The sequence below is a fragment of the Ensifer sp. YR511 genome, assembly GCF_900103045.1.
In the GTDB taxonomy this organism is placed as follows: domain Bacteria; phylum Pseudomonadota; class Alphaproteobacteria; order Rhizobiales; family Rhizobiaceae; genus Ensifer; species Ensifer adhaerens.
The window spans coordinates 36,643-61,150 of sequence record NZ_FNGR01000002.1 but is presented as its reverse complement, the minus strand read 5'-3'; the positions used below and the strand labels follow the sequence as shown (position 1 = coordinate 61,150).

Below are 24,508 nucleotides of genomic sequence, written 5' to 3'. Positions count from 1 at the left end.
ATTGACCGCCGTGAAATTGACATAGTTCAATTTTGTAAGGTGCTTCGCGCGTCTGTCTCTTGCTGAAAAGCAAAAAAAAACAAGGCTAAAAGCCTTGTTTTTCAAGTTTCGCGTGATCTTTAATCCGTTTCCGGCGGCAGCGACGAAGCGCGCCTAAGATCTTATCCTCCCAAGACTTGACCGCGAAAGTCGGCAAGAATTTAGTCTTCATGCCTGTTTTGTGAGCCGAAACTAGCCCAAACATTGGGCTCTGTCATCCTGTTTTTTTGCATTTTTGCTACAGTCGGGTAAAATATTCCCGTTGACAATTACTGTCGTAATCTTGTTATTAGCGTGCTCTTTTGACGCAGGAACGGCGTCGAGTTCCCCCTGAAAATCCGTGGATGCTTTCTCTGCCCGTGACAACGGAGAGCAGGGTTTTCTTCCGCCGGCGAAGCAGCTATGAACGCAAGGCTCCTAAAGGTTCCTGCCGGCTTTGCCGGTGATGGAAAATGGAGAGCCCGACCCGAGAAGCAGCGGTCGCCTTTACCAATCAAAAGGTGAAGCCGGCATCTCGCTCAACGTCATTTCGCCCGAATCCGCCGATAGTGCGACGTTCATCAAGTTCTGGAACCCGTCATGCGCCTGTCCCGCTTTTTTATGCCCATCCTGAAGGAAAATCCCAAGGAAGCGGAAATCGTTTCCCACCGCCTCATGCTGCGCACGGGCATGGTCCGGCAGCAGTCTTCGGGCATCTATACCTGGCTGCCACTGGGCAAGCGGGTTCTCGACAAGGTCAACGCGGTCATCCGCGAGGAGCAGAACCGCTCCGGCGCGATCGAGCTTCTGATGCCGACCCTCCAGTCTGCCGAGCTGTGGCAGGAAAGCGGTCGCTACGACGCCTACGGCAAGGAAATGCTGCGTATCAAGGACCGGCAGGACCGGCCGATGCTCTACGGTCCGACGAACGAGGAAATGATCACGGACGTCTTCCGTTCCTACGTGAAGTCCTACCGCGACCTGCCGCTCAATCTCTACCACATCCAGCTGAAGTTCCGTGACGAGATCCGTCCGCGCTTCGGCACCATGCGCTCGCGCGAATTCCTGATGAAGGACGCCTATTCCTTCGATCTCGATCGGGAAGGGGCCGAACACGCCTATAACCGGATGTTTGCCGCTTACTTGCGCACCTTCGCGCGCATGGGCCTTCGCGCCATTCCGATGCGCGCCGATACCGGCCCGATCGGCGGCAATCTCAGCCACGAATTCATCATTCTTGCCGATACTGGCGAGTCCGAAGTCTTCTGCCATAAGGATTTCCTCGGCTTCGATATTCCGGGCGAAGACACGAATTTCGATGACGTTGCCGGCCTGAAGACGATCTTCGACAAGTGGACCTCGCGTTATGCGGCGACGTCGGAAATGCACGACGAGGCAGCCTTCAACGCGGTTGCCGAGGGCGACCGACTGTCGGCCCGCGGCATCGAAGTCGGCCACATCTTCTATTTCGGCACCAAGTACTCCGAAGCCATGGGCGCCAAGGTTCTCGGCCCCGACGGCAAGGAGCATGCAGTGCACATGGGCTCCTATGGCATCGGCCCGACCCGTCTGGTGCCGGCGATCATCGAAGCCTCGCATGACGACAACGGCATCATCTGGCCGAAGTCGATCGCGCCGTTCGATGGCGTCATCATCAACATGAAAGCGGGCGATGCCGCTTGCGACGGCGCCTGCGAGACGCTCTATTCTGAACTCGGCAAGGCTGGATTCGAGGCGCTGCTCGACGACAGGGACGACCGCGCTGGTGCGAAGTTCGCGACGGCTGATCTGATCGGCGTTCCGGTCCAGATCATCGTCGGACCGCGTTCGATCGCCAATGGCGAAGTCGAGGTCAAGGACCGCAAGACCGGCGAGCGCGAGACGATGACCGTCGAAGCGGCGATCAACAAGCTGATCGCAACGAAGTGACGAGGCGAGGGAAGGCAGGATGACCGCCGTGACTGAAGATCGGGTGCAGGCCGCAGAGCGGCCTGAAAAGTCCTCCAGCCGACCCTTTTCCGCCTTCGAGCGTATGGTGGCGTGGCGCTACCTGCGCTCCAGACGCAAGGAAGCCTTCATCTCTGTCATCGCCGGCTTCTCCTTCATCGGCATCATGCTCGGCGTGGCGACGCTGATCATCGTCATGGCGGTGATGAACGGCTTTCGCACCGAGCTCATCTCCCGCATTCTCGGCATCAACGGCCACATGATCGTCCAGCCGATCGACGGTCCGCTTAACAACTATCCGGAACTGGCGACTAAATTCTCGGGCGTCAAAGGCGTCACCATGGCGATCCCGATGGTCGAAGGCCAGGTTCTGGCGCAAGGGGTCGGTGACAGTTCGACCGGCGCGCTGGTGCGCGGCATCCGCGCCGACGACTTGAGCAAGATGAAGTCGGTTTCCGGCCACATCCAGTCCGGTGATCTCGTCGGCTTTGCCTCCGGCTCTGGCGTGGCGATCGGCTCGCGCATGGCCGAACAGCTTGGCATAACGGTCGGCGGTACCATCACGCTGACCTCGCCCAACGGCGACGTGACGCCGCTCGGCATGAACCCGCGTGTGAAAGCCTATACCGTCTCGGCAATCTACGAGATCGGGATGTCGGAGTATGACGCGACGATCATCTTCATGCCGCTTGAAGAGGCGCAGCTGTTCTTTAACGCCGAGGGACTGGTCCAGTCGATCGAGATCTTCGTCGAGCATCCTGATGTCGTTGAGGAGTTGCGCCAGCCGATCGAGGATGCGGCCGGACGGCAAATCTTCATCACCGACTGGCGCGACCGCAACAAGACCTTCTTCTCGACGCTCGAGGTCCAGAGCAACGTGATGTTCATGATCCTGTCGCTAATCGTGCTGGTCGCGGCACTCAACATCATCTCCGGCCTGATCATGTTGGTGAAGGACAAGGGCAGCGACATCGCGATCCTGCGGACCATGGGCGCGACCTCGGGCTCGGTGATGCGCATCTTCTTCATGACGGGGGCTGCAATCGGCGTCGCCGGAACGGTCGCGGGCGTGGCGCTCGGCGTCGTCGTCTGCCTCAACATCGAATCCATCCGGCAGTTCTTTTCCTGGATCTCGGGAACGACGATATTCAGCCCTGAGCTTTATTTCCTCAACCAGCTCCCGGCCGATATGAACGCCGACGAGACCGCACTCGTCGTCGTCATGGCGCTGACCCTTTCCTTCCTCGCCACGATCTTTCCGGCCTGGCGTGCCTCGCGCCTCGATCCGGTGCAAGCCTTGCGTTACGATTGACCCACGCTGTGACTTGCAACGTCGTTTCTTGAATGAATGCGTGCGTCTGGCACAGCGATTACCACCTTCGCCGGCCATCCGCGGCGTTTGGCGTCCAAAGCGCGCCGCGATCCTTTAGATTCGCGAACCGCTGCGCTCTCCTGCGTCACTTGCTGCGGGCCTTGCCCTCAACGCCTGATCAGACCGCCGCGATAGTCGAGCTCGTACGCTTCCTCGCCGTCGACGAAGATGACCTCATGCCCGGAAAAATGTGCGGTGTCGCCGCGGCTGTTGTCGATGTAGTAGCCATGGGCGTGCCGGAACTCCGTGCCGCCGAGGAAATGCCGCTTGTCGCGGTACATCGCCTGAAGCGCCGCCCTGATGACGACGCCTGCCTTTTCACCGTTTATGAGGTCAGGACGGATGATCCGCCCGAAGTAGTTCATCGCCCAGTGCGGCTCGTCATTCTGCCACACGGTCTCCTGGCCTGCGAAATCGGTCCCGCCGAAATAGCTGTCGAGGTAGCTCCAGCTATCCCGCTCGTAGCCGATGTCGTGAGAACCCGGGCGTGACGACGGTCGCTGCCCGCCGCCGCCGACATAGGTTTTTGATTTGGCTTCAACGATGAATTCTCTGAGTGCTTCGAGCGCGGCCATGATTGTTCCTCATACGTTCGCGCCGGAGGATGTCGCGATCCGCTGAAGTTGTAAAGAACAAATAGAGAACAATCGCCCGGTTATTACAGGCCGCACGCCTTCTGCCCGCGATCGTCGCTCCAGTCCTTGAGAAGGATGAGCTCGCCTTTCGCGGTGATTGGCTTGTCGTTCGATTTGCCCTTGCCCGTCAGCACGTTGAGGTCGCATTGCGCGGTGTTGTCCGGATCGAGCGTATCGTAGGACGAGTAGGTGTAGCCCGCCACGACGAAGTCGAAGTTGCGATAGGCGACCGTCAGCTTCTGTTCCCAGCGGTCGCGCCCGATGGCATCGTTCTGACTGGTGATGAGCAACGAGCCGCTCGGCAGCGCCTCGATCGACGGCGCTTGGCCGACGAGTTCGAACTGACCCCAGACCTTGTTCGGAATGGCCGACTTTAATGCCAGCGCGCCGTTGTCGCCGGTGAGGTAGAGATAGATGCCGTTGTCCTCGTCGCTGCCTTCGGCGGGTCGTACGATGAGCGCGAGATCCGGGCTCCCGTCCTTGTTCCAGTCGCCGGTCGCCGCCGAGACGATGCGGGCGGGGTCTATCGTCTCTGCTGCGGAGACGGTGGTCGGAAGCAGGATCAGCAAGGGGAGAATCAGGCGTGCAAGCATGTCGGAGCGCTCCGCGTGGTCGTTCCTCTTGATATGCGGGCGCCGCGCTTTCCTCAAGCGGCTCGTCGTCAGTTAACCTGCATTCGGGCGCGATGTTAACCATCGTGAACAGAATGCCTGTGCACTGCTTGACGCGTGAACAAAAATGGAACAAAGTAAAAACATAACGGAAAAGGAGCCATGTTATGACTGATTTTGTTCGTGACCTCGCCGCCTTCGCGTCGATGAGCCTGTTCATCGCAAGCATCTCTTTCATTGCGCTCGGCCTCTGAAGGCGGGCGTCAACATCTTCTCTCAAGCACCTCCGCAAAGCGTCTCATCCCCGTTGAATAAGGGGGACGACATGTCAGGGGAATCTGGACATGACGGGCGATAAACGGGATATCCTTCCGACTGGACAGGAATCAGGGTGCGACAATGGCAGACGACAGCAAGGCAGCATCGAGTGAGGCGCTCGGCACGGATCCGCAGTTCGTGCATCTGCGCGTCCACTCTGCCTTCTCCTTGCTCGAAGGCGCTCTGCCGCTGAAGAAGGTCATCGGCAAGGCGGTCGCCGATAACCAGCCGGCGATCGGGATCGCCGACACCAACAATCTCTTCGCAGCCCTCGAATTCTCGCAGAAGGCAGCCGGTGACGGGCTGCAGCCGATCACCGGCTGCCAGCTGTCGATCGACATGGAGGACGAGACCGAGGGGGATCGGCGCGGCCATGGGCATCAGCTCGCCAAGCTGCCATCGATCGTGCTCATCGCCGCCACCGATGACGGCTATACGCGCCTCGTCGATCTCGTCAGCCGTGCCTATCTGAGCGGCGAGGGCAGCCAGGCGACGCGCATTACGCGCTCCTGGCTTGCCGAATGCGGCACCGAGGGCTTGATTGCGCTGACCGGCGCGTCCGGTGGCCCGGTGGATATCGCCATGAAGGCGGGCTCCACGGCGCTCGCCGAAGCGCGTCTCGAAGCCTTGCATGATCTCTTTGGCGATCGGCTCTATATCGAGCTGCAGCGCCACGGTGGCCACGACCGGCGGCACGAGAGCCGGATGATCGAGCTTGCCTACAAGTTCGACATTCCGCTTGTCGCCACCAACGAAGCCTTCTTCCCGTCGCCCTCCGACTATGAGGCGCATGACGCCCTGATGGCGGTAGCGCACAACGCCATGGTGTCGGACGACAGCCGGTTCCGCCTGACACCGGACCACTATCTGAAGAGCCGCAAAGAAATGGCGGCGCTGTTTGTCGATCTGCCCGAGGCACTGGAAAACACGCTCGAGATCGCCCGGCGCTGCTCCTTCATGCTGAAGACCCGTGGGCCGATCCTGCCGCGCTTTACCGGCGCGACGGCGGATCCGGAGGAGGCCGAGCGCGCCGAGTCGGACGAACTGCGTCGCCAGGCGGAGGAGGGCCTCGAAGACCGTCTCGCGAGACTCGGTATGGCGCCCGGCTACACCCAAGAGGAATACCGCGAGCGCCTGGCCTTCGAATTGAGCGTCATCGAGCGCATGAAGTTTCCCGGCTACTTCCTGATCGTTGCCGACTTCATCAAATGGGCCAAGCAGCACGACATCCCCGTCGGGCCGGGCCGCGGCTCGGGCGCCGGCTCGCTTGTCGCCTATGCGCTGACGATCACCGACGTCGATCCGATGCGCTTCTCGCTGCTGTTCGAACGCTTCCTCAATCCCGAGCGCGTCTCGATGCCCGACTTCGACATCGACTTCTGCCAGGACCGGCGCGAAGAGGTGATCCGCTACGTGCAGCGCAAGTACGGTCGCGAACAGGTGGCGCAGATCATCACCTTCGGTTCGCTGCAGGCCCGTGCCGCCTTGCGCGACGTCGGTCGCGTGCTCGAAATGCCCTATGGTCAGGTCGACAAGATCTGCAAGCTGGTGCCCAACAACCCCGCCAACCCGACGCCGCTTTCCAAGGCGATCGAGGAGGAGCCGCGCCTGCAGGAAGAGGCCGAGAAGGAGCCGGTGGTCGCCCGCCTTCTCGATATCGCCCAGAAGATCGAAGGCCTTTACCGCCACGCCTCGACCCACGCCGCCGGTATCGTGATCGGCGACCGGCCGTTGTCGCAGCTGGTGCCGATGTATCGCGATCCGCGCTCCGACATGCCGGTCACCCAGTTCAACATGAAGTGGGTCGAGCAGGCCGGTCTCGTCAAGTTCGACTTCCTCGGCCTGAAGACGCTGACGGTGTTGAAGGTCGCGGTCGATTTCGTCAAGCAGCGCGGCATCGAGGTCGATCTCGCGAGCATCCCACTCGATGATCTGAAGACCTACGAGATGCTGTCGCGCGGCGAAACGGTCGGCGTGTTCCAGGTGGAAAGTGCCGGTATGCGCAAGGCGCTGATCGGCATGCGGCCCGACTGCATCGAGGACATCATCGCACTCGTGGCGCTCTATCGCCCAGGCCCGATGGAGAACATCCCGGTCTATAACGCCCGTAAGCATGGCGAGGAAGAGGTCGAGTCGATCCATCCGAAGATCGACCACCTGCTCAAGGAAACGCAGGGCGTTATCGTTTACCAGGAGCAGGTGATGCAGATCGCCCAGGTGCTCTCTGGCTACTCGCTCGGCGAGGCCGATCTTCTGCGCCGCGCCATGGGTAAGAAGATCAAGGAGGAGATGGACAAGCAGCGCGCCCGTTTCGTCGACGGCGCCGTCAAGAACGAGGTGTCGAAGCCGCAGGCCGACCTCATTTTCGACCTGCTCGCCAAGTTCGCCAACTACGGCTTCAACAAGTCGCACGCGGCGGCCTATGCGATCGTGTCCTATCAGACCGCCTACATGAAGGCGCACTATCCGGTGGAGTTCCTGGCGGCGTCGATGACGCTCGACATGTCCAACACCGAAAAGGTCAACGACTTCCGCCAGGATGCCAAGCGTCTGGGCATCGAGGTGATCGCCCCGTCGGTACAGACCTCGTTCCGGCACTTCCAGACGGGCGAAAGCCGCATCTATTACTCGCTTGCAGCGATCAAGGGCGTGGGCGAGTCAGCGGTCGAGCACATCGTCGAGGTTCGAGGCGACAAGGCCTTCGCAAGCCTCGAAGACTTCTGCCTCCGGATCGACCCCAAGCTGCTCAACCGTCGCGTTTTTGAAAGCCTGATTGCCGCCGGCGCCTTCGATTGCTTCGGCTACGACCGGGCGGAGCTGGTCGGCGGGCTCGATCGTATTCTCGGGTTTGCCCAGCGGGCTCAGGAAAACAAGACGAGCGGGCAGAGCGACATGTTCGGCGCAGGGGCGGCCACCGGGCCGGAGCGCATTGCGCTTCCGACCTACACGCCGTGGCTTGCCTCGGAAAAGCTGCACCGCGAGTTCCAGGTTCTGGGCTTCTATCTGTCTGCCCATCCGCTCGACACCTACAATGCGCTGCTCGCCAAGATGCGCGTGCAGACCTTCGGCGATTTCGCCGGCGCTGTGAAGAAGGGGGCGACGGCCGGAAGGCTCGCCGGAACCGTAACCTCGAAGCAGGAGCGCAAGACGCGCACCGGCAACAAGATGGGAATCATCGCCTTCTCGGATTCCTCCGGCCAGTTCGAGGCGGTACTGTTCTCCGAGATGCTGCACCAGTATCGAGACCTGCTAGAGCCCGGCAAGTCGCTGGTCATGACCGTGGCGGCGGAAGAGCGGCCGGAAGGCATCGGCCTGCGCATCCAGACGCTGCGGTCGCTCGAAGAAGAATCGCTGCAACTGCAGAAGGCGCTGCGCGTCTATGTGCGCGATTCCGGGCCGCTGAAGTCGATCGCCTCGCACCTCAACATGAAGGGCGACGGGCTCGTCTCCTTCGTCGTCATTAAGGACAATGGCCAGCGCGAGATCGAGGTTGAACTGAACGAGAAGTTCCGGATTTCGCCGGAGATCGCTGCAGCATTGCGCTCGGCGCCGGGCGTCATCGACGTCGAACTGGTGTAATCCGAGGCGGGGCTCCACTGAATTGCAGTGGAGCGGCGATTGAGCCGGCTTGGAACCTATCGACCCGCGGCGGGACGCTCGCCGGGTGCTTGTCTGCCGGTCTCGCAGATCAGTCGCCGGGACGTGTCCGAGTAATGGTGATGAAGTCGGTGCCCTGACCGGTCTCCAACCCGCTTTCCACATCGGCAATCGAGAGCGATGAGCCCTCGGCGAGCAACGTTTCCACGCGCTTGCGCACATCGTCGGAGATCGTCACGCGCGCCAGCGTGCGCTGGATGCCGTTATAGGCGAAGGGCTCGGCCTCCGTGGAGATGCCGAGCCGCTTCTTCGTCGAGGCGGGCAGGTGATTCTCGAGCGAGACGCCGAACCATTTGCCTTCGGCACCTTCTTCTTCATTGTGCCGGAACTGGAGGAAATGCGTTCCGAGCGCCTCTTCCGGCTTGTCGATCGTAAGCCCGGCTTCAAAGAGCGGCTTGAACCCTTGTCGCACGAGGATCTTGCCGTTTTGCGGCGGCGTACGTCCGGCCTTGCGAAGGAGCCTGTCGGTCAGGTCCGGTGTCAGCTTGCCGTCGCTGTCAATGCCTTCGCTTGCCTGGAAGGCACGCAGGGCCGCAATCGTCGCCGGCCCTGCATGGCCGTCGATCGCGCCCGGCGCGTAGCCGAGGAAATCCAGGGACGTCTGAACCTCGCGCATGGTGTCGCGGGTATCGCTTCGGGTGATCAGGATACGGATCGGCTCCTCGGTGGATCGCGCCGAATTGGCGCCGCCGGGCGGCTCCCGCATCGCCACTTCCACCGGCGCATCGCCGGCCTGGCTGATCGCCGGTCTGAGCGGCACGTCGGAAAGCGGCAGCTGGAGATCGATCGGGGCCGGGCGGAAGAGTAGGGCGCTCTTGACCTCCAAGGGCGTTATCTGCCGGTCGGAGATCAGCACGTGCACGCCGCGCTCGGTCAACTTGTAGAGCGAGGCAGCAAATTCACTCGGCAACCGCACGCAGCCATGGGACGCCGGATAGTCCGGCACATGGTTGGAGCCATGCAGAGCAATGCCCGACCAGGTGAGCCGCTGCATGAACGGCATCGGAGCGTTCGAATAGATGTTCGACTTGTGATGACGCCGCTTTTCCAGGATAGAAAAGATGCCCGATGGCGTCGTGTGGCCCGCCTTGCCGGTCGAGACCGGTGATGTCGCAATGACAGCGTCGCCGTCATAGACGACGAGCGATTGCTGATCTTTCGAGACGATGATCTGCAGCGGCCCGCGACTGCCTGCAAAGCCGGTAGCCGGCGACAAAAGCAGTGCGACGACGCTGGCGGTGAGAGCGAAACGCGATACCATACACTCAACCCAACACGTGACTTGGCGAACAAGCCTAGCCTTCAATCTTTAAGGAATTCATCCTGCTGTGTGGGCTGTCGGTCAAGGTTGCGTGATCGCTTTGCGAAGCGTGCCTGCTCGGGCAAGCACGCTTGCGGTCTCACGGATCGCGTTTTCTGGTGCCGAAAGTGTAGCCGGTTTCGACGCTCGCCTTGCCGAATTTGTCGCGCAGCTTGTTGATCGCGTCCTCGGCCGCAGCGCGCCTGGTGGCCGCGGGATCGACGAGATCGGGCGGATCGGCGAGATCCGGGGCGGAGAGATCGCTGACGCCGATGCCGATCAGCCGATACTTCGTTCCGTCCGCCTCTTTTTCGAGAAGTTGCAGGCCGATGCGGAAAATGCGGTCGGCAAGGCGGGTAGGGCTATCCAGGCGCCGGTTGCGGGTGCGGATCTTGAAGTCGGCGGTTTTGAGCTTGAGAACGACCGTCTGGCCGGCGAGTTCCGACTTTCGCAGCCGGTGGGCCACTTGCTCGCTGAGGCGCCGCAGATGCGTGACCAGGTCGTCATAGCGCGCGATATCGTCGTTGAACGTCGTCTCTGCGGAAACGCTCTTGGCTTCGCCGTCGATTTCGACCGCTCTTTCGTCGAGCCCGCGCGATAGGCGAAAGAGCCGCTGCCCCATGGTGCCATAGCGCCGCATCAGGTCGCCTTCCTCCATGGTCTGCAGTTGCCCGATCGTGCGCACGCCGTCACGCTCCAGCGTGGCGGCAAAGGCCTTGCCGACGCCCCAGATCAGGGTCACCGGCTTCTCGCGCAGGAACTCCAGCGCCTCGGCTTGGCCGATGACGGAAAAGCCGCGCGGTTTTTGCAGGTCGGACGCCACCTTGGCGAGAAACTTGCAGTAGGAGAGGCCGACCGAGACGGTGATGCCGATTTCCTGCTCGATCCGGCGGGCGAGCCGCGCGAGCGTGCGTGCCGGCGGATCGTGATGCAGCCGCTCCGTGCCGCTGAGTTCGAGGAAGGCTTCGTCGATCGACAGCGGCTGCACCAGCGGGGTCAGTTCCTGCATCAGCGTGCGCACCTCGCGGCCGACGCGGGCGTATTTCTCCATATTGGGCTTGATGACGATGGCCTGGGGGCAGGCTTCCAGCGCCTTGAACATCGGCATGGCCGAGCGCACGCCGTGAATGCGGGCGACGTAGCAGGCGGTGGAGACCACGCCGCGCTTGCCGCCGCCGATGATCACCGGCTTGTCCGCAAGCTCCGGGTTGTCGCGCTTCTCGATCGAGGCATAGAAGGCGTCGCAGTCGATGTGCGCCAGCGTCAGGTCATAGAGCTCCGCATGCCGCAGAATGCGCGGGCTGCCGCAGGCGAGGCAGCGCCGCACCGACGCCGCCTGTTCCTTGAGGCAGTCGCGGCAGAAGCCTGGAGAGTGAGCAGCGCTGTCGAGCATATCGGGAACAAATATTGAACATTGCGACCTTAAGCACTACTCTAGCGAGTCTCAAGGAGGCGCGATTGGAAATCACAATGCAATTGTCGCCGTTGAAAAGGATCACCGGGCGCGTCTTGCGCAGCGCCGGCGCGGCTGAATTTGCGCCGACGGGCAGCCGATCCGGGCTAGCCGCGGAAGTGCGCGCGAATGGCTGCGGCTGCCTCCGGCCAGTCTGCGACGGCGCGGATGTCGGCGTCGAGCTTCGGCGCGAGCGCCTTGAACTCCGAGTCGGCCATGAGGTTTATCGGCAGGCAGGTCGGCGCGTGATCCTTCACCGATCGCAGGTTGCGAAGCATGTCGTCGATGAAGACGAGGGGGACGTTACGGCTGCCGTGAAGTTTTTGGACGATCGGCCCCTTCGGCTCTTCGGACGCAAGCAGCGGATAGGGCAGGCCGAGCCGGTCAAGAAGAGCGCGACGAACCGCAGCGTGCTGCGGCGGCATCGCAGTCAGAAAGACGATATCGGCTTCCTCCGACAATGCGGCCAGGGTCTCGACGACCTTGGCGGCGGGCGTTTGCCAACGATCCTGCGAGCCGTAGAAGGTGTCGAGCAGGATCTTGACCTCTGGCTCCGTCACCGGCTGCTCGTCCGCGTGGGTGATGATGTTGCCGGTCAGGCGAAACGATCGGGGCAGGAGGACATGGCCGCAGCTCCCAAGGAACGCTTTGAACGGATTGATGAATTCAAGCACGACATCGTCGATGTCGCTGACGATCAGCGGACGGTTTCCAAGCGTGATGCTGTGAACTGTCGGCGCGTTTGCCACCCTCAATCCTCGAAGCCTGCGTGGCCGGAAAGTACCGTATGGGCGCGCACGACGTCTTCAGGCGCCGTACCGGTCGCGGTGCAGAATGCCATCAGGGTCGGCTCATGGTCCATCAGAAAGGCGACGAGCCCGCCCATGAAGCCGGGTTCGGCAATCGCGTTGCGCAACGCCGTCGGGTCCGTGCCGGTCAGCGCCAGAAAGCGGGACAGAAGCTCAGGCTCGCCGGCAAGCCAGGAGAGAATGTCGATGGCGATTTCGTCGGCGCTCTTCAATGGTTTGTCCCCGTATGGTTTTTACGTGCGGAGTTACCTATTTTTCAACCAAATAGGCCTATCTCTGACGTTGAGGAAATGGGTCGAGTCGTCGGCTCCGCACGTTAATTGTCCTGAGGAGACTTGCAAGGTGACGATGGACAGCAAGGGATCGACATGCCCAAACAGGTGATGATTGTTGAGGACAACGAGCTGAACATGAAGCTCTTCCGCGACCTGATTGAGGCCTCCGGCTATGCGACGATCCAGACTCGCAACGGCATGGAGGCGCTCGAGCTCGCGCGCAAGCATCGGCCCGATCTCATTCTCATGGACATTCAGCTGCCGGAGGTTTCCGGTCTGGAAGTGACGAAGTGGTTGAAGGAAGACGATGAGCTGCACGTCATCCCGGTCATCGCCGTGACCGCCTTTGCGATGAAGGGCGACGAGGAGCGGATCCGCCAAGGCGGGTGCGAAGCCTATGTCTCCAAGCCGATCTCCGTACCGAAGTTCATTGAGACGATCAAAACCTACCTGGGCGATGCCTGAGCGGCGGGAAAATTGATATGACTGCGCGTATTCTTGTTGTCGATGACGTTCCGGCCAATGTGAAGCTGCTCGAAGCCCGGTTGCTTGCCGAGTACTTCGACGTGCTGACGGCCAGTGACGGTTATGCCGCCCTGGCGCTCTGCGAAAAGACGCCCATCGACCTGGTGCTGCTCGATATCATGATGCCCGGTCTCGATGGTTTCGAAGTCTGCGAGCGGCTGAAGGCGAACCCGAAGACGGCACATATCCCGGTTGTCATGGTCACCGCGCTCGACCAGCCTTCGGACCGCGTGCGTGGCCTGAAGGCCGGCGCCGACGATTTCCTGACGAAGCCCGTCAACGATCTGCAGCTGATGTCGCGGGTGAAGAGCTTGGTGCGGCTGAAGAACGTCAGCGATGAGCTGCGCCTGCGGGCCCAGACGGCGCAGACGATCGGGCTTGAAGATGTTGGCCGGGCGGACCGGCCTGACGAGCCCGGCAACGTCCTGCTCGTCGATGGCCGCGGCTCGTCGCAGGAGCGGCTGCCGCGCGCCCTCAAGCCGATTGCCGAGGTCTCGGTCATCTCCGATCCGCAGGCGGCATTGTTCGAGGCGGCGGAGAACAATTTCGACCTCGTCATCGTCAATGCGAATTTCGACGACTACGATCCGTTGCGGCTCTGCTCGCAGTTGCGCTCGCTGGAGCGCACCCGTTTCATCCCTATCCTGCTGATCGCCGAGCAGGGCAGCGACGAGTTGGTCGTCCGCGCGCTCGATCTGGGCGTGACGGACTATCTGATGCGGCCGGTCGATCCCAATGAACTGATTGCCCGGTCGATGACCCAGATCCGGCGCAAGCACTGCAATGACAGGCTGCGGTCGAGCGTGCAGCAAACCATCGAGCTTGCCGTCACCGACGGCCTCACCGGGCTGCATAACCGGCGCTATTTCGACACGCACCTGAAACTGCTGATGGATCGGGCTGCTGCGCGCGGTCGGCCGCTGTCCATCTGCATGACCGATATCGACCGCTTCAAGCAGGTTAACGACACCTACGGCCATGACGTTGGCGACGAAGTCTTGCGGGAATTCGCCAATCGCATCCGCACGACGGTGCGGGGTGCCGACCTTGCCTGCCGGTTCGGCGGTGAAGAGTTCATCGTGGTGATGCCGGATACGTCAGCCGAAATGGCGGCCGGTGTCGCCGAGCGTCTGCGCACGATCATCGAAAGCCTGCCATTTGCGATCCCGCAGGCGGACGGCCCCCTGAAGGTCACCGCGTCCATGGGGATTGCCACGCTCAGGCCCGGCAGCGACACGGCCGAAGCGCTGCTGAAGCGCGCCGATACGGCGCTCTATCAGGCCAAGCACGAAGGCCGAAATCGGGTGGTGGCAGCCGCCGCCTGAGCCGCGCCTCCTGCGTTTCTGGCCTCAAAGCACCCCAGGGAATTTCTTTGCCCGCCTCTTGCGGCCTGCATTCAAAGTTGTATTCTCGCGTCACCTGTTGCTACCGGGGAGTTTGGGTGGCAGCAGAGATCATGCAGTGTGCCTGTCCAGGTCTGATACAGAATTAACCATGCGCCGAGCGGCACCGCTCCGCGCATTAAGAATTCGTTGATTTTTTTTTATTTTCAGGTGATGCTCATGAAAGAGGGGGCATCCAGCCTTCTGCGATATTCGTTACCCCATGATGCTCAGGTCCGCCGCATCTCCTGGGTCGTGGGGTCGGTCGGTTGGCTTTTGGCGTCCGCGGAATCCTCGTGCCGCAGTCAGAGGCCAGCCGACCCCCTTTCCGACACGCCGTCCCGCCTTCGGGGCGGCGTTTTGATTCTGGGGGAAGAGCAGGGGCGGGCGAGCCGTTTCCTCCCCCTGGCGTGGAACCCGTTTCACTCAGCGCCTATGCGAGATGCTCAAGGCATTGGCCTAAAAACGAAAGGGCGCCTGACCTTGCGGTCGGCGCCCTTCAATTCCCGAAAACCGGCGATCTTACTTGATCTTGGTTTCCTTGAATTCGACGTGCTTCTTGACGACCGGGTCGTACTTGGTCTTCGTCATCTTTTCCGTCATCGTACGGCTGTTCTTGGTCGTGACGTAGAAGAAACCCGTGTCGGCTGTCGAAAGCAGCTTGATCTTGATGGTGGTGGCTTTTGCCATGGTCGTCCTGCCTTTGTAACAATGAAAGCCGTGGACAACCGGTTGCGGGCCACGGGCAAGGTTGGCGCGAAACTACAAATCGCGGCCGAAAAGTCAAGACCGTTTTGGTTTCAAAACGATCCTGACCACCGAAAGCGCGACATAGAGACCGAAAAAGCCGGCGATCGCCCAGGCAAAACCGTTGTTGCCGGTGGCGTCCATTGCCGCGCCGATCGCCTGCGGTCCAGCGACGGTACCGACGGCGTAGGAAAACACGAAGGCCGCGTTGGCGGCGGCGAGATCCGCGCCCTGAAGCCGTGAGCCCAGGTGGCTGAGGCCGACCGTGTAGAGGCCGGAGACACAGCCGCCCCAGAACAACAGCACGATTGCCATCAGGAACCAGCTCTCGACCAACAGCGGCAGGAACAGCGCGCCGATAAGACCGATCAGCGTCATCGCAGAGAGCAGTGTGCGCCGGTCTTTGACCCTGTCGGAGAGCATGCCGACCGGGATCTGGAAGATGAAATTGCCGACCCCCATGACCGTTAGCAGAAGCGCTGCCTGCGATTCGCTGAAACCGGACCGCGTCCCGAAGATGAGGAACAGCGAGAGACCGCCTGATTCGACCGCGCCGAAGATGAAGACGGCAGCCGTTGCCGTGGGCACGAGGAAGACGTAGCGCAGGAAATGCCGCTCGGGCTTCTCGTCGATGACGGGGCTTTCGTCGCGCGCGAGGAAAATCGGCACGGATGCCAGGAGGATGACGCCGGCGCCGACGAGGAAGGGCAGGAGGCCTTCGCTGCCGAGGATCGAAAACAGCAGCGGGCCGGTCAGGAACCCAAGCGACAGGAATGTGCCGTAGATCCCCAGCACGAAACCGCGCTTGCTCGGCGGGGCCGTCGCGTTGATCCAGAACTCGGAAAGAATGAAGAGGACGGTGATCGCTCCGTGGAAGACGATTCGGAGCGGGAACCAGAGCCAGAAATTGGTGATGTAATAGAAGCCGAGCGCGCTGGTGGCCGCGATTAGCACGGCCCAGAGCATCGTTGGCGCTACGCCATGCCGGTGGGCGAACTTCGTCGTGAAGGGGGCAGCCACCATCGATGCCAGGCCCGCCATGGCGGAATTCAAGCCGATGAGGGTCGAGGAAATTCCGCGCTTCTCCATGATGATGGAAAGCAGCGGCAGGCCGAGGCCGATGGCGATGCCGACCGCGCTGATGGCAGCAACGGCCGCGATCAGCGACCGCCAGTGAATTTCCTCAACCGGTGCAGCCGTACCGGGCGATGGCTGTGACATCTGACGCGGATCCTTAGAGCAATGTGCGCACGAAGCGCCCATGGCGCGAGGTATAGAGTGGAACCGGTCGTTCGCAGGGCAGCGAAGGATCGGCGTCCAGTCCGTTCCTGAGGTCCGCGAGGATGACCGCGGTGATGTCAGGTATCCGTAGCGACGGAGTAACGTTCACATCGATCCACTGCAAATCCTGAAGCTCCCGACTGTCCAGGAACCGCGTAGGATCGATTTCGGCCTCGTCGGCGAACACGGCGAAGAAGCGCGTATCGAACCGCCTCGTGTTGCCTGGAGGGGTGATGGCCCGAGCCATATAGCGCAACTTTGCAAGATCGGGAAGAAAGGGAACGGGAGCTTCGGCCGAAGGAAGCGGCGCGCCTATGGCGATGCCGGCTTCCTCGTAAAGTTCACGCAGGGCGGCAAGCGCGAGCGCGCGCGCCCGGGCATCCGACAGTCCGCGCGCGCCGGCCACCTTCAGCGTTCGCAGGACGGAGGGATGGAGATCGGAGCCGAAGCCAATTCGATGATCGCCGGTATCGCGGCGTCCGCCGGGGAACACATAGAGATCCGGCATGAAGGCGTGCGCACTGTGGCGCCGCCCCATAAGCACACGCACGCGGCCGCCAACGCGATCGAGCAGCATGATCGAAGCGGCATCCCGGGGCCGCATGGTCGCGGGACGCGGAGGCTTGGGTTCGTTGCCCGTCTCCCGCGCCGGCCTCATGCCCGTTCGTCTCTCGGGGGCAACACGTCCTCAGGCGCATCTTCGTGTCCGCCGAAGCCATGCATCTTCAGCGCCCATTGCAGGCCGATGACGGCGCCTTTTACAGGCTGCAGCAGCGCCAGCGAACTGATGACGGTGATCGGTGCCCAGATGGCGAGATGCTGCCAGCTGTTGAGCGGAAGGATGAGGTCGGTCGCCATGTAGCCGGCAAGCACGAGGTGGCCGACGATCGTGACGACGATATAGGGCGGGAAGTCGTCGGCGCGGTGGTGGTCCATGCGCTCGCCGCAGGCCGCGCACGTCTCAACCGACTTGAGGTAGCTGCGAAACAGCTTGCCGCTGCCGCACGCTGGACAGCGGCCGAGAAAGCCGCGCTTCATCGAAAGACCAACGGAGCGCTCGTCGCTTTTGGACCCGCCCAGATGAAGTGTTTCGCCTGACGCCGCTTTCATGTGCATTCCTCTGTCCTATCGGGACCCTATCGCCGGCCGCGCGGCGGCCGTGTTCCCGGCTTCTTCCGGGCGCCGGTGCGATCCCTGCGACCGGACTTGTGGAAGGAGCGCGTTGCCGTCGGCATCTTGCGTCCTTCGCTGATCATCTCGAAGCGGAGCGCACCGGCAAGCGGCACGGCCTCGACGAGCTTGACGCGTACCGGATCGCCCAGGCGATAGCCGAGCCCGGTCTTCTCGCCGGAAAGCGCCTGATGCGCCTCATCGTAGATGAAGTAGTCGCGTCCAAGTGTTGATATCGGAACGAAGCCGTCGGCGCCATAGGCCGGCAGGGTGACAAAGAGTCCCGCCTTGGTGACACCGGAAACGCGGCCGTCGAATTCCTCCCCGACGCGACCGTTGAGATGATGCGCGATCAGTCGGTCGACCGTGTCGCGCTCGGCGGCCATGGCACGGCGCTCGAAAGTCGAGATCTCGGCGGCGATGTCGTCGAGTACGGCCTCTTCCTGCGGTGTCAGCCCGCCTTCGCCAAGGCCGAGCGAGGCAACCAGCGCCCGGTGCACGATCAGGTCGGCATAGCGCCGGATCGGAGACGTGAAATGCGCGTACTTCAAAAGGTTGAGGCCGAAGTGCCCGATGTTCTCGGGGCTGTAGATCGCCTGGCTCTGCGAGCGCAGCACCATCTCGTTGACCATGGTCTCGAAGGGCTTGCCTTCGGCCTTGGCGAGGATGCCGTTGAAGTGGTTCGAGCGCATGTTCCCGCCCTTGACGAGCGAGATGTCGAGCGTCGACAGGAATTCACGCAGGCTTTCCTGCTTGGCAAGCGAGGGCTGGTCGTGGATGCGGTAGATCAGCACCTGGCGCTTCTGCTCCAGCGTCTCGGCGGCGGCAACGTTCGCCTGGATCATCATTTCCTCGATCAGCTTGTGCGCGTCGAGGCGTTCGGGAACGAAGACACGGTCGACCGTACCGTCGGGTTTCAGGATGATCTTGCGCTCGGGCATGTTGAGCTCGAGCGGCTGGCGCCGGTCGCGGCCGCGCGTGAGGATGCGATAGCCTTCCCAGAGTGGCTTCAGGATCGTCTCGAGGATCGGCCCGGTCTTGTCGTCCGGATTGCCGTCGATCGCTGCCTGCGCCTGCTGGTAGGAGAGCTTTGCCGCACTCTTCATCATGATGCGATGGAAGGTATGGCCGGCCTTCCGGCCTTCCTTGGAGAAGCGCATGCGCACGGCAAGCGCCGGGCGATCGACGCCTTCCTTGAGCGAGCAGAGGTCGTTGGAGATGCGCTCGGGCAGCATTGGCACGACCCGATCGGGAAAGTAGACCGAGTTGCCGCGCTTCAGCGCTTCAAGGTCCAGAGCGGACTTCGGACGCACGTAGTAGGAGACGTCGGCAATCGCCACCGTGACGATGACGCCGCCGGGATTGTCCTCGGACGGATCCGGCTCCGCATAAACGGCGTCGTCATGGTCCTTGGCGTCGGCCGGATCGATGGTGATCAGCGGCAGCGTGCGCCAGTCCTCGCGGTGCGCCATGGTGGCGGGGCCTGCGGCGTTCGCCTCCTCGATCACCCGTTCCGGGAAAACGTGGGGAATGCCGTGGGCATGGATGGCGATCATCGAGATCGCCTTCTCAGAGGCGACCGAACCTATGACGGTCTGCACCTGCGCGCGCGGCAGACCGTAACGGCCGAGACGTGACAGCTGCACCTCGACCAGATCGCCGTCCTCAGCGTTGCCCGTGAACTCCGGATCAACAAGTATTTCCTCGCCGCGCTTTTCGATCGGCATCAGGCGGCCACCGCCGCCGGGCGTCGAGCGGAAGACGCCGAGCACGGCATCCTTGCGCTTGTCCAGCACCTTGATGATGCGCGCCGTATAGGCCGGGCCGCCCCGTTCCTTGGCCGGGAAGATCTTGGCGAGAACGCGGTCGCCGAGACCGCCCACCGGAGCCTTGCCCTTACCCTTGGCGACGGCGGATTGCTTGATCAGCACCGCCGGTGCGACGCCGTCGTCGTCGAGCCATTCGGCCGGGCGGCCGATCAGCTCGCCATCGACATCGCGGATGGTGATGTCGAGCACGGTCACCGGGGGCAGGGCGCCCGGACGCACCAGCGACTTGCGCTTCTTTTCGACCAGACCGTCGACTTCCAGCGACTTCAGCAGGGCCTTGAGTTCGACACGGGTTTCGCCCTTCAGGCCGAAAGCCTTGGCGACTTCGCGCTTGGAGGCGCGGTCCGGGTTTTCAGCGATGAAGCGCATCAGCACGTCACGCGGCGGGACCGCGCCGTGGATGATCGGTTCGCTTGGCTGGGCCGATCCGGCCTTTGCCGCGCGAGCAGGCTTCTTGCCCTGGCTTCTCTTGCCGGACTGTTCGGTCGGGTCGCGCGGTATTCTGGTCAAGATCAGTCCTTCTTGGCCTTGGCGGCCGTCTTTGTTTTGCTCTTGGCGGGCGCCTTGGCCTTAGCCTTGGTCGCCTTGGCGCCGTCCTCGGACTTCGCCGCTGCCTTGGTCGTCTTGGCCTTGGTCGCCTTCCCCTTGGCCGTTCCGCCCTTGGCAGCACGCTCCGAGATCAGCACAAGTGCCTCCTCGACCGTCACCGACTGCGGATCCTTGCCCTTCGGCAGGGTGGCGTTGACCTTGCCCCAGTTGACATAGGGGCCGTAACGGCCGTCACGAACGGTGATCGGGCCACCGTCGGGATGATCACCGAGTTCCTTGAGCGACGCGGCAGCGGTGCGGCCCCGGCCGGCCCCGGCCTTCGACTGCTTGTCGGCGAGAACCGAGACGGCGCGATTGAGGCCGATCGAGAAGACGTCCTCGATCGATTCGAGGTTGGCATAAGTGCCGTCGTGCAGCACGAACGGTCCGTAGCGGCCAAGCCCGGTTGAGATCATCTTGCCGGATTCCGGATGGGCACCGATATCGCGCGGCAGCGACAGCAGCGCGACCGCCTTCTCATGGTCGATCGTCGACGGCGTCCAGCCCTTCGGCAGGCTCGAGCGCTTGGCTTCCTTGCCGTCGCCACGCTGGACATAGGGGCCGAAGCGGCCGCTCCTGAGCGTGATTTCCTCGCCGGTATGCGGATCCTTGCCGAGCGCCTGCGGTTCGTTCGAGACCGCCGCCTCCTCGCCGTTGCTGTCGGAGGAAAGCTGGCGGGTGAAGTTGCACTCCGGATAGTTCGAGCAGCCGACGAAGGCGCCGTACTTGCCGAGCTTCAGCGACAGCTTGCCGGTGCCGCAGACCTGGCAGATGCGCGGATCGCCGCCGTCCTCGCGCTTGGGGAAGACCAGCGGCGCCAGTTCCTCGTTCAGCGCGTCGAGCACGTTCGTTACGCGCAGTTCCTTGGTTTCCTCGATCTGGGCGAAGAAATCCTTCCAGAAGTCGCGAAGCACGTCTTTCCAGTTGACCTCGCCGGCGGAGACCTGGTCGAGCTTTTCTTCGAGCGACGCGGTGAAGTCGTAGCCGACATAGCGTGTGAAGAAGCTTTCCAGGAACGCCGTCACCAGCCGTCCTTTGGCCTGGGGGATGAGCTTGCGCTTGTCGTTGGTGATGTAGTCGCGATCGAGCAGGGTCGTGACGGTGGCGGCATAAGTGGAGGGACGGCCGATGCCGAGCTCTTCCATCTTCTTGATCAGGCTTGCTTCGGAATAGCGCGGCGGCGGCTCAGTGAAATGCTGCGAGGCGTTGATCTTCTGCTTGGCGAGGTTTTCGCGCGCATTGATCTCCGGCAGGCGGCCATCCTCGTCGCCGTCGTCAGTCTGTTCGCCGTCTTCCTTGGCATCCGTATAGGCAGCGATGAAGCCGTCGAAGCGGATGACCGAGCCGGTGGCGCGCAGACCTGCCTTCTGGCCGCCATTGTCCGCAGTGATTTCCGCGGTCGTACGCTCGATCTCGGCCGATGCCATCTGGCTGGCGATGCCGCGCTTCCAGACGAGGTCGTAGAGCCTGAGCATGTCGCCATCGAGGAAACGGCGAACCTGGTCCGGCGTCCGGTTGAAATCGGTCGGGCGGATGGCCTCGTGCGCTTCCTGGGCATTCTTCGCCTTGGTCGAATAGAAGCGCGGCTTTTCCGGTAGATAGCGGTCGCCGAACTGGCTGGCGATCGCAAGGCGCGAGGCTTCGATCGCTTCCGGCGCCATCTGCACGCCGTCGGTACGCATATAGGTGATCAAACCGACCGTCTCGCCGCCGATGTCGACGCCTTCATAGAGCTTCTGCGCGACCTGCATGGTGCGCGAAGCGGAGAAGCCGAGCTTGGAGGAGGCGGCCTGCTGCAGTGTCGAGGTGGTGAAAGGCGGCGACGGGTTGCGCTTGACCGGCTTTGCTTCGATGCTATCGACCACATAGGCGGCGCCATCGAGCAGGGTCTTGAGACGATTTGCTTCTTCGCCGTTGCCGACAGCCTTCGGCGCAAGACGCTTGCCATCGGCCGAAACGAGACGCGCCTCGAACTCGTCCCCGCGCGGCGTCTTCAAGAGCGCCGAGATGTTCCAGTACTCCTCGGAGATGAAGCGCTCGATCTCGTTTTCACGATCGCAGACGAGGCGCAGCGTCACCGACTGCACGCGGCCAGCCGAGCGGGCGCCCGGCAGCTTGCGCCAGAGCACCGGCGAGAGGTTGAAACCGACGAGATAGTCGAGTGCGCGGCGCGCCAGGTAAGCGTCGACCAGCGAGGTGTCGATGTCGCGCGGATGAGCGATTGCTTCGAGAACGGCCTTTTTGGTGATGGCGTTGAAGGCCACGCGCTTGACCGGCTTGTCGCCGAGCACCTTCTTCTTCTTCAGAAGGTCAAGCACATGCCAGGAAATCGCTTCACCTTCGCGATCCGGGTCGGTTGCGAGAATGAGGCCGTCGGCGGATTTGACCGCGTCGGCGATGTCCTTCATGCGTTTCGCCGAGGCACTGTCGACTTCCCAGGACATCTCGAAGTCTTCGTCGGGACGGACCGAACCGTCCTTCGCCGGCAGGTCGCGCACGTGACCAAACGAAGCCAGTACCTTGTAGCCGGGGCCCAGGTACTTGTTGATCGTCTTTGCCTTGGAAGGCGATTCCACCACTACAACATTCATCGTCATTTTCTGAGACAACCGGTCCTGGTTCGGCGTCAGCGCCGTTTGCGCCGTACTTCGCCTGATATCGACGCCCCGAAATGGACAGGGATTCGAACGGGGTCAAGGGGGTTCGCCCAAAATAACGAAGAGAGGCCAGTGGGCGAACCATGCGGAAACACGCTGAATCTGCGATCTGAAACGCGTGATTGGTCCCGCTGGCGTGCCCGCCTGTGGCTGTGGCTTGTTATCATTCGGGCGTCGCGAGCGACACGAGGCCGCCAGCATGGCGATCAAGCCGACCGGCCAGATCAAGTTCCAGCAGAAGCAGATAGACCTGAGCCGGCGAAAGCCCGGTGTGGCGGACGATATCGTCGATCTCGACCGGCGTCGGGCCGAGCGCGGTGCTGACCGCGGCGCGGTCGCCGTCGCTCGCGCTCGCCGGAACACCAGCCCGCGCCTGACCATCCGGTTCCCGCACGCCCGGCAGCGGCAGCTCCAGCTGGCTGAGTGGCGCCAGCGCCTCGATCACGTCATCCGGGCCGGTCGTGACGATCGCGCCCTGTTTCAGGAGATCGTTGGTGCCATGGCAGCGCGGATCGAGCGGCGAGCCGGGAACCGTAAAAACGAGCCGGCCGAAATCGGCGGCGTAGCGCGCGGTGATGAGCGAGCCGGAGCGGTGCGCGGCCTCGACGATCGCAACGCCGAGGCTGATGCCGGCGATCAGCCGGTTGCGGCGCGGAAAGTCGCGCGCCCGTGGCTCCCAGCCGAAAGGCATTTCGCTGATCGCGAGGCCCCGACCGGCCGTGATTTCTTCGAGCAGGCCCACGTTCTCGGGCGGATAGGGGCGGTCGAGACCGCCGGCAAGGGCAGCGATCGTGCCGGTATCAAGGCTGGCGCGGTGGGCAGCCGTGTCGATACCACGTGCGAGGCCCGAGGTGACGACATAACCGGCGCGGCCGGCGTCGAGCGCAATCATCGCCGCAAACTTTGCGCCGCTGACCGACGCGTTGCGCGAGCCGACAATGCCGAGCGACGGGCGGCCAGCCGCGCTGAGATCGCCTTTCATCGCGAGCAGAGGGGGAGCACCGTCGATCTGCCGCAGCGCCGAGGGATAAGCCGCTTCGCCGATGCCGACGAAAACGGCGCCGTGGCGTCGTGCGGCCTCCAGTTCCCGTTCGGCTTCGGCGACGGACGCCACGCGATAGCTTTGCTTCGTGCCGCCGCGCCTCGACAGCTCAGGCAGTGCATCCAGCGCGTTTTCAGCGGTGCCGAAATGGTTGATCAGGTCGCGGAAGGCGATGGGGCCGACATTGTCGCTGCGAATGAGCCGGAGCCAGGATATCTTCTGTCGTTCGGTCAGCGCCACTCCGTTTCGTCCTGCGCTGGCCTCAGACATTATCCCTTGTCTCCGATCTTGCTTTCCGTGCCGGCGAGCAGCCGCCGAATGTTGGCGCGGTGCTTCACCCAAGTGATGACCGTCATGGCGGTAAAGAGGAGGGCGACCTTCTCGTTGCCTGCCGCGTAAAGTAGAACCGGAATGATAGCCGTTGCAACCAGGGCGGACAATGAGGAGTAGCGGCTGATTTTCGCCATGCCGAGCCAGATGACCGCGAAGGCAAGCACCATGAGGGGAGCAAGGCCGAGCAGGACGCCGATATAGGTGGCGACACCCTTGCCGCCCTTGAAGCCAAGCCAGACCGGGTAGAGATGGCCAATGAAGGCGGCAAAGCCCGCGGCGATTCCCGCCTCGACGCCCCAGTAGGATGCGATGAACGCTGCGGCGGAGCCTTTCAGGGCATCGAGCAACAGCGTTGCGGCAGCAAGCTTCTTGTTGCCGGTTCGCAGCACATTGGTCGCGCCGATATTGCCGGAGCCGATCTTGCGCACGTCGCCGAGCCCGGCCATGCGCGTCAGGATCAGTCCGAACGGGATCGAGCCAAGGAGATAGCCTAAGGCAAGGCTTAAGAGCGTAAAGGGCAGCCCAAGCTGCCAGGACAATAGATCCACCGGTTCCCCTC

At 62.5% G+C, this 24,508-nt stretch carries 19 protein-coding genes; 5 read left to right on the top strand and 14 right to left on the bottom strand.

Annotated features, from left to right (window positions below; all coding sequences use genetic code 11):
• Window positions 1-618 precede the first annotated feature (618 nt).
• Both proS and BLU15_RS04780 read left to right on the top strand, forming a co-directional pair.
• Complete coding sequence (gene proS, locus BLU15_RS04785) at window positions 619-1,947, top strand: proline--tRNA ligase (RefSeq protein ID WP_034803555.1); 1,329 nt, start codon at window positions 619-621, stop codon at window positions 1,945-1,947.
• A 19-nt stretch (window positions 1,948-1,966) separates the two neighbouring features.
• Window positions 1,967-3,277 carry a lipoprotein-releasing ABC transporter permease subunit gene (locus tag BLU15_RS04780; protein ID WP_090294519.1) on the top strand — a complete coding sequence of 437 codons (1,311 nt, stop codon included), beginning with the start codon at window positions 1,967-1,969 and terminating at the stop codon, window positions 3,275-3,277.
• Between the two features lie 167 nt (window positions 3,278-3,444).
• Here the strand turns inward: BLU15_RS04780 and BLU15_RS04775 are convergent, their stop codons facing one another.
• Complete coding sequence (locus BLU15_RS04775; RefSeq protein WP_090294517.1) at window positions 3,445-3,912, bottom strand: DUF5680 domain-containing protein; 468 nt, start codon at window positions 3,910-3,912, stop codon at window positions 3,445-3,447.
• Between the two features lie 83 nt (window positions 3,913-3,995).
• The gene (locus tag BLU15_RS04770) at window positions 3,996-4,565 is read right to left on the bottom strand and encodes a hypothetical protein (protein WP_060522202.1); all 570 of its coding nucleotides are present in this window, start codon (window positions 4,563-4,565) and stop codon (window positions 3,996-3,998) included.
• A gap of 417 nt (window positions 4,566-4,982) precedes the next feature.
• Here BLU15_RS04770 and dnaE point away from each other — a divergent pair, with 417 nt between their 5' ends.
• Window positions 4,983-8,480 (top strand): DNA polymerase III subunit alpha, encoded by a 3,498-nt coding sequence (gene dnaE, locus BLU15_RS04765; protein ID WP_090294516.1) that lies wholly within the window; start codon window positions 4,983-4,985, stop codon window positions 8,478-8,480.
• A gap of 109 nt (window positions 8,481-8,589) precedes the next feature.
• On the opposite strand, the gene BLU15_RS04760 is transcribed toward dnaE, so the two are convergent.
• The 4 genes from BLU15_RS04760 to BLU15_RS04745 form a co-directional block, all read right to left on the bottom strand.
• Window positions 8,590-9,819 carry a L,D-transpeptidase family protein gene (locus BLU15_RS04760; protein ID WP_090294514.1) on the bottom strand — a complete coding sequence of 410 codons (1,230 nt, stop codon included), beginning with the start codon at window positions 9,817-9,819 and terminating at the stop codon, window positions 8,590-8,592.
• Window positions 9,820-9,958: 139 nt separating this feature from the next.
• Window positions 9,959-11,251, bottom strand: coding sequence for a DNA polymerase IV (locus tag BLU15_RS04755; protein ID WP_090294513.1), 1,293 nt, complete (start codon window positions 11,249-11,251; stop codon window positions 9,959-9,961).
• A 167-nt stretch (window positions 11,252-11,418) separates the two neighbouring features.
• Window positions 11,419-12,060 carry a hypothetical protein gene (locus BLU15_RS04750; protein ID WP_090294512.1) on the bottom strand — a complete coding sequence of 214 codons (642 nt, stop codon included), beginning with the start codon at window positions 12,058-12,060 and terminating at the stop codon, window positions 11,419-11,421.
• Between the two features lie 2 nt (window positions 12,061-12,062).
• Window positions 12,063-12,332 (bottom strand): DUF3572 domain-containing protein, encoded by a 270-nt coding sequence (locus tag BLU15_RS04745; RefSeq protein WP_060522206.1) that lies wholly within the window; start codon window positions 12,330-12,332, stop codon window positions 12,063-12,065.
• Between the two features lie 156 nt (window positions 12,333-12,488).
• On the opposite strand from BLU15_RS04745, the gene BLU15_RS04740 reads away from it, so the two are divergent.
• Complete coding sequence (locus BLU15_RS04740) at window positions 12,489-12,860, top strand: response regulator (RefSeq protein WP_003537642.1); 372 nt, start codon at window positions 12,489-12,491, stop codon at window positions 12,858-12,860.
• Window positions 12,861-12,877: 17 nt separating this feature from the next.
• Window positions 12,878-14,245 carry a PleD family two-component system response regulator gene (locus BLU15_RS04735; RefSeq protein ID WP_090294510.1) on the top strand — a complete coding sequence of 456 codons (1,368 nt, stop codon included), beginning with the start codon at window positions 12,878-12,880 and terminating at the stop codon, window positions 14,243-14,245.
• A gap of 579 nt (window positions 14,246-14,824) precedes the next feature.
• Here the strand turns inward: BLU15_RS04735 and rpmG are convergent.
• From rpmG to plsY, 8 genes are all read right to left on the bottom strand, one after another.
• Window positions 14,825-14,992, bottom strand: a complete 168-nt coding sequence (rpmG, locus tag BLU15_RS04730) for a 50S ribosomal protein L33 (protein ID WP_034795357.1) — start codon at window positions 14,990-14,992, stop codon at window positions 14,825-14,827.
• 93 nt (window positions 14,993-15,085) lie between these two features.
• On the bottom strand, window positions 15,086-16,270 hold the full coding sequence (locus BLU15_RS04725; RefSeq protein ID WP_034795359.1) for an MFS transporter: 1,185 nt from the start codon (window positions 16,268-16,270) through the stop codon (window positions 15,086-15,088).
• 13 nt (window positions 16,271-16,283) lie between these two features.
• Window positions 16,284-16,988, bottom strand: a complete 705-nt coding sequence (locus BLU15_RS04720) for an NUDIX hydrolase (RefSeq protein ID WP_060583546.1) — start codon at window positions 16,986-16,988, stop codon at window positions 16,284-16,286.
• The gene (locus BLU15_RS04715) at window positions 16,985-17,440 is read right to left on the bottom strand and encodes a DUF983 domain-containing protein (RefSeq protein ID WP_034795645.1); all 456 of its coding nucleotides are present in this window, start codon (window positions 17,438-17,440) and stop codon (window positions 16,985-16,987) included. Before BLU15_RS04715 ends, BLU15_RS04720 begins: the two co-directional genes overlap by 4 nt.
• A gap of 26 nt (window positions 17,441-17,466) precedes the next feature.
• Window positions 17,467-19,839, bottom strand: a complete 2,373-nt coding sequence (rnr, locus tag BLU15_RS04710) for a ribonuclease R (protein WP_090294509.1) — start codon at window positions 19,837-19,839, stop codon at window positions 17,467-17,469.
• A gap of 2 nt (window positions 19,840-19,841) precedes the next feature.
• Window positions 19,842-22,508 (bottom strand): type I DNA topoisomerase, encoded by a 2,667-nt coding sequence (topA, locus tag BLU15_RS04705; protein ID WP_060522211.1) that lies wholly within the window; start codon window positions 22,506-22,508, stop codon window positions 19,842-19,844.
• Between the two features lie 229 nt (window positions 22,509-22,737).
• Window positions 22,738-23,886 (bottom strand): DNA-processing protein DprA, encoded by a 1,149-nt coding sequence (gene dprA, locus BLU15_RS04700; RefSeq protein WP_090294507.1) that lies wholly within the window; start codon window positions 23,884-23,886, stop codon window positions 22,738-22,740.
• On the bottom strand, window positions 23,886-24,497 hold the full coding sequence (gene plsY, locus BLU15_RS04695) for a glycerol-3-phosphate 1-O-acyltransferase PlsY (RefSeq protein WP_077961540.1): 612 nt from the start codon (window positions 24,495-24,497) through the stop codon (window positions 23,886-23,888). The genes dprA and plsY overlap by 1 nt, the downstream gene beginning before the upstream one ends.
• Window positions 24,498-24,508 lie beyond the last annotated feature (11 nt).

What these genes read in the sequence shown, in the direction of transcription:
- proS (WP_034803555.1), top strand. Translation starts at nt 619, where the DNA reads ATGCGCCTGTCCCGCTTTTTTATGCCCATCCTGAAGGAAAATCCCAAG.
- BLU15_RS04780 (WP_090294519.1), top strand. Translation starts at nt 1,967, where the DNA reads ATGACCGCCGTGACTGAAGATCGGGTGCAGGCCGCAGAGCGGCCTGAA.
- BLU15_RS04775 (WP_090294517.1), bottom strand. Translation starts at nt 3,912, where the DNA reads ATGGCCGCGCTCGAAGCACTCAGAGAATTCATCGTTGAAGCCAAATCA.
- BLU15_RS04770 (WP_060522202.1), bottom strand. Translation starts at nt 4,565, where the DNA reads ATGCTTGCACGCCTGATTCTCCCCTTGCTGATCCTGCTTCCGACCACC.
- dnaE (WP_090294516.1), top strand. Translation starts at nt 4,983, where the DNA reads ATGGCAGACGACAGCAAGGCAGCATCGAGTGAGGCGCTCGGCACGGAT.
- BLU15_RS04760 (WP_090294514.1), bottom strand. Translation starts at nt 9,819, where the DNA reads ATGGTATCGCGTTTCGCTCTCACCGCCAGCGTCGTCGCACTGCTTTTG.
- BLU15_RS04755 (WP_090294513.1), bottom strand. Translation starts at nt 11,251, where the DNA reads ATGCTCGACAGCGCTGCTCACTCTCCAGGCTTCTGCCGCGACTGCCTC.
- BLU15_RS04740 (WP_003537642.1), top strand. Translation starts at nt 12,489, where the DNA reads ATGCCCAAACAGGTGATGATTGTTGAGGACAACGAGCTGAACATGAAG.
- BLU15_RS04735 (WP_090294510.1), top strand. Translation starts at nt 12,878, where the DNA reads ATGACTGCGCGTATTCTTGTTGTCGATGACGTTCCGGCCAATGTGAAG.
- rpmG (WP_034795357.1), bottom strand. Translation starts at nt 14,992, where the DNA reads ATGGCAAAAGCCACCACCATCAAGATCAAGCTGCTTTCGACAGCCGAC.
- BLU15_RS04725 (WP_034795359.1), bottom strand. Translation starts at nt 16,270, where the DNA reads ATGTCACAGCCATCGCCCGGTACGGCTGCACCGGTTGAGGAAATTCAC.
- BLU15_RS04720 (WP_060583546.1), bottom strand. Translation starts at nt 16,988, where the DNA reads ATGAGGCCGGCGCGGGAGACGGGCAACGAACCCAAGCCTCCGCGTCCC.
- BLU15_RS04715 (WP_034795645.1), bottom strand. Translation starts at nt 17,440, where the DNA reads ATGAAAGCGGCGTCAGGCGAAACACTTCATCTGGGCGGGTCCAAAAGC.
- topA (WP_060522211.1), bottom strand. Translation starts at nt 22,508, where the DNA reads ATGAATGTTGTAGTGGTGGAATCGCCTTCCAAGGCAAAGACGATCAAC.
- dprA (WP_090294507.1), bottom strand. Translation starts at nt 23,886, where the DNA reads ATGTCTGAGGCCAGCGCAGGACGAAACGGAGTGGCGCTGACCGAACGA.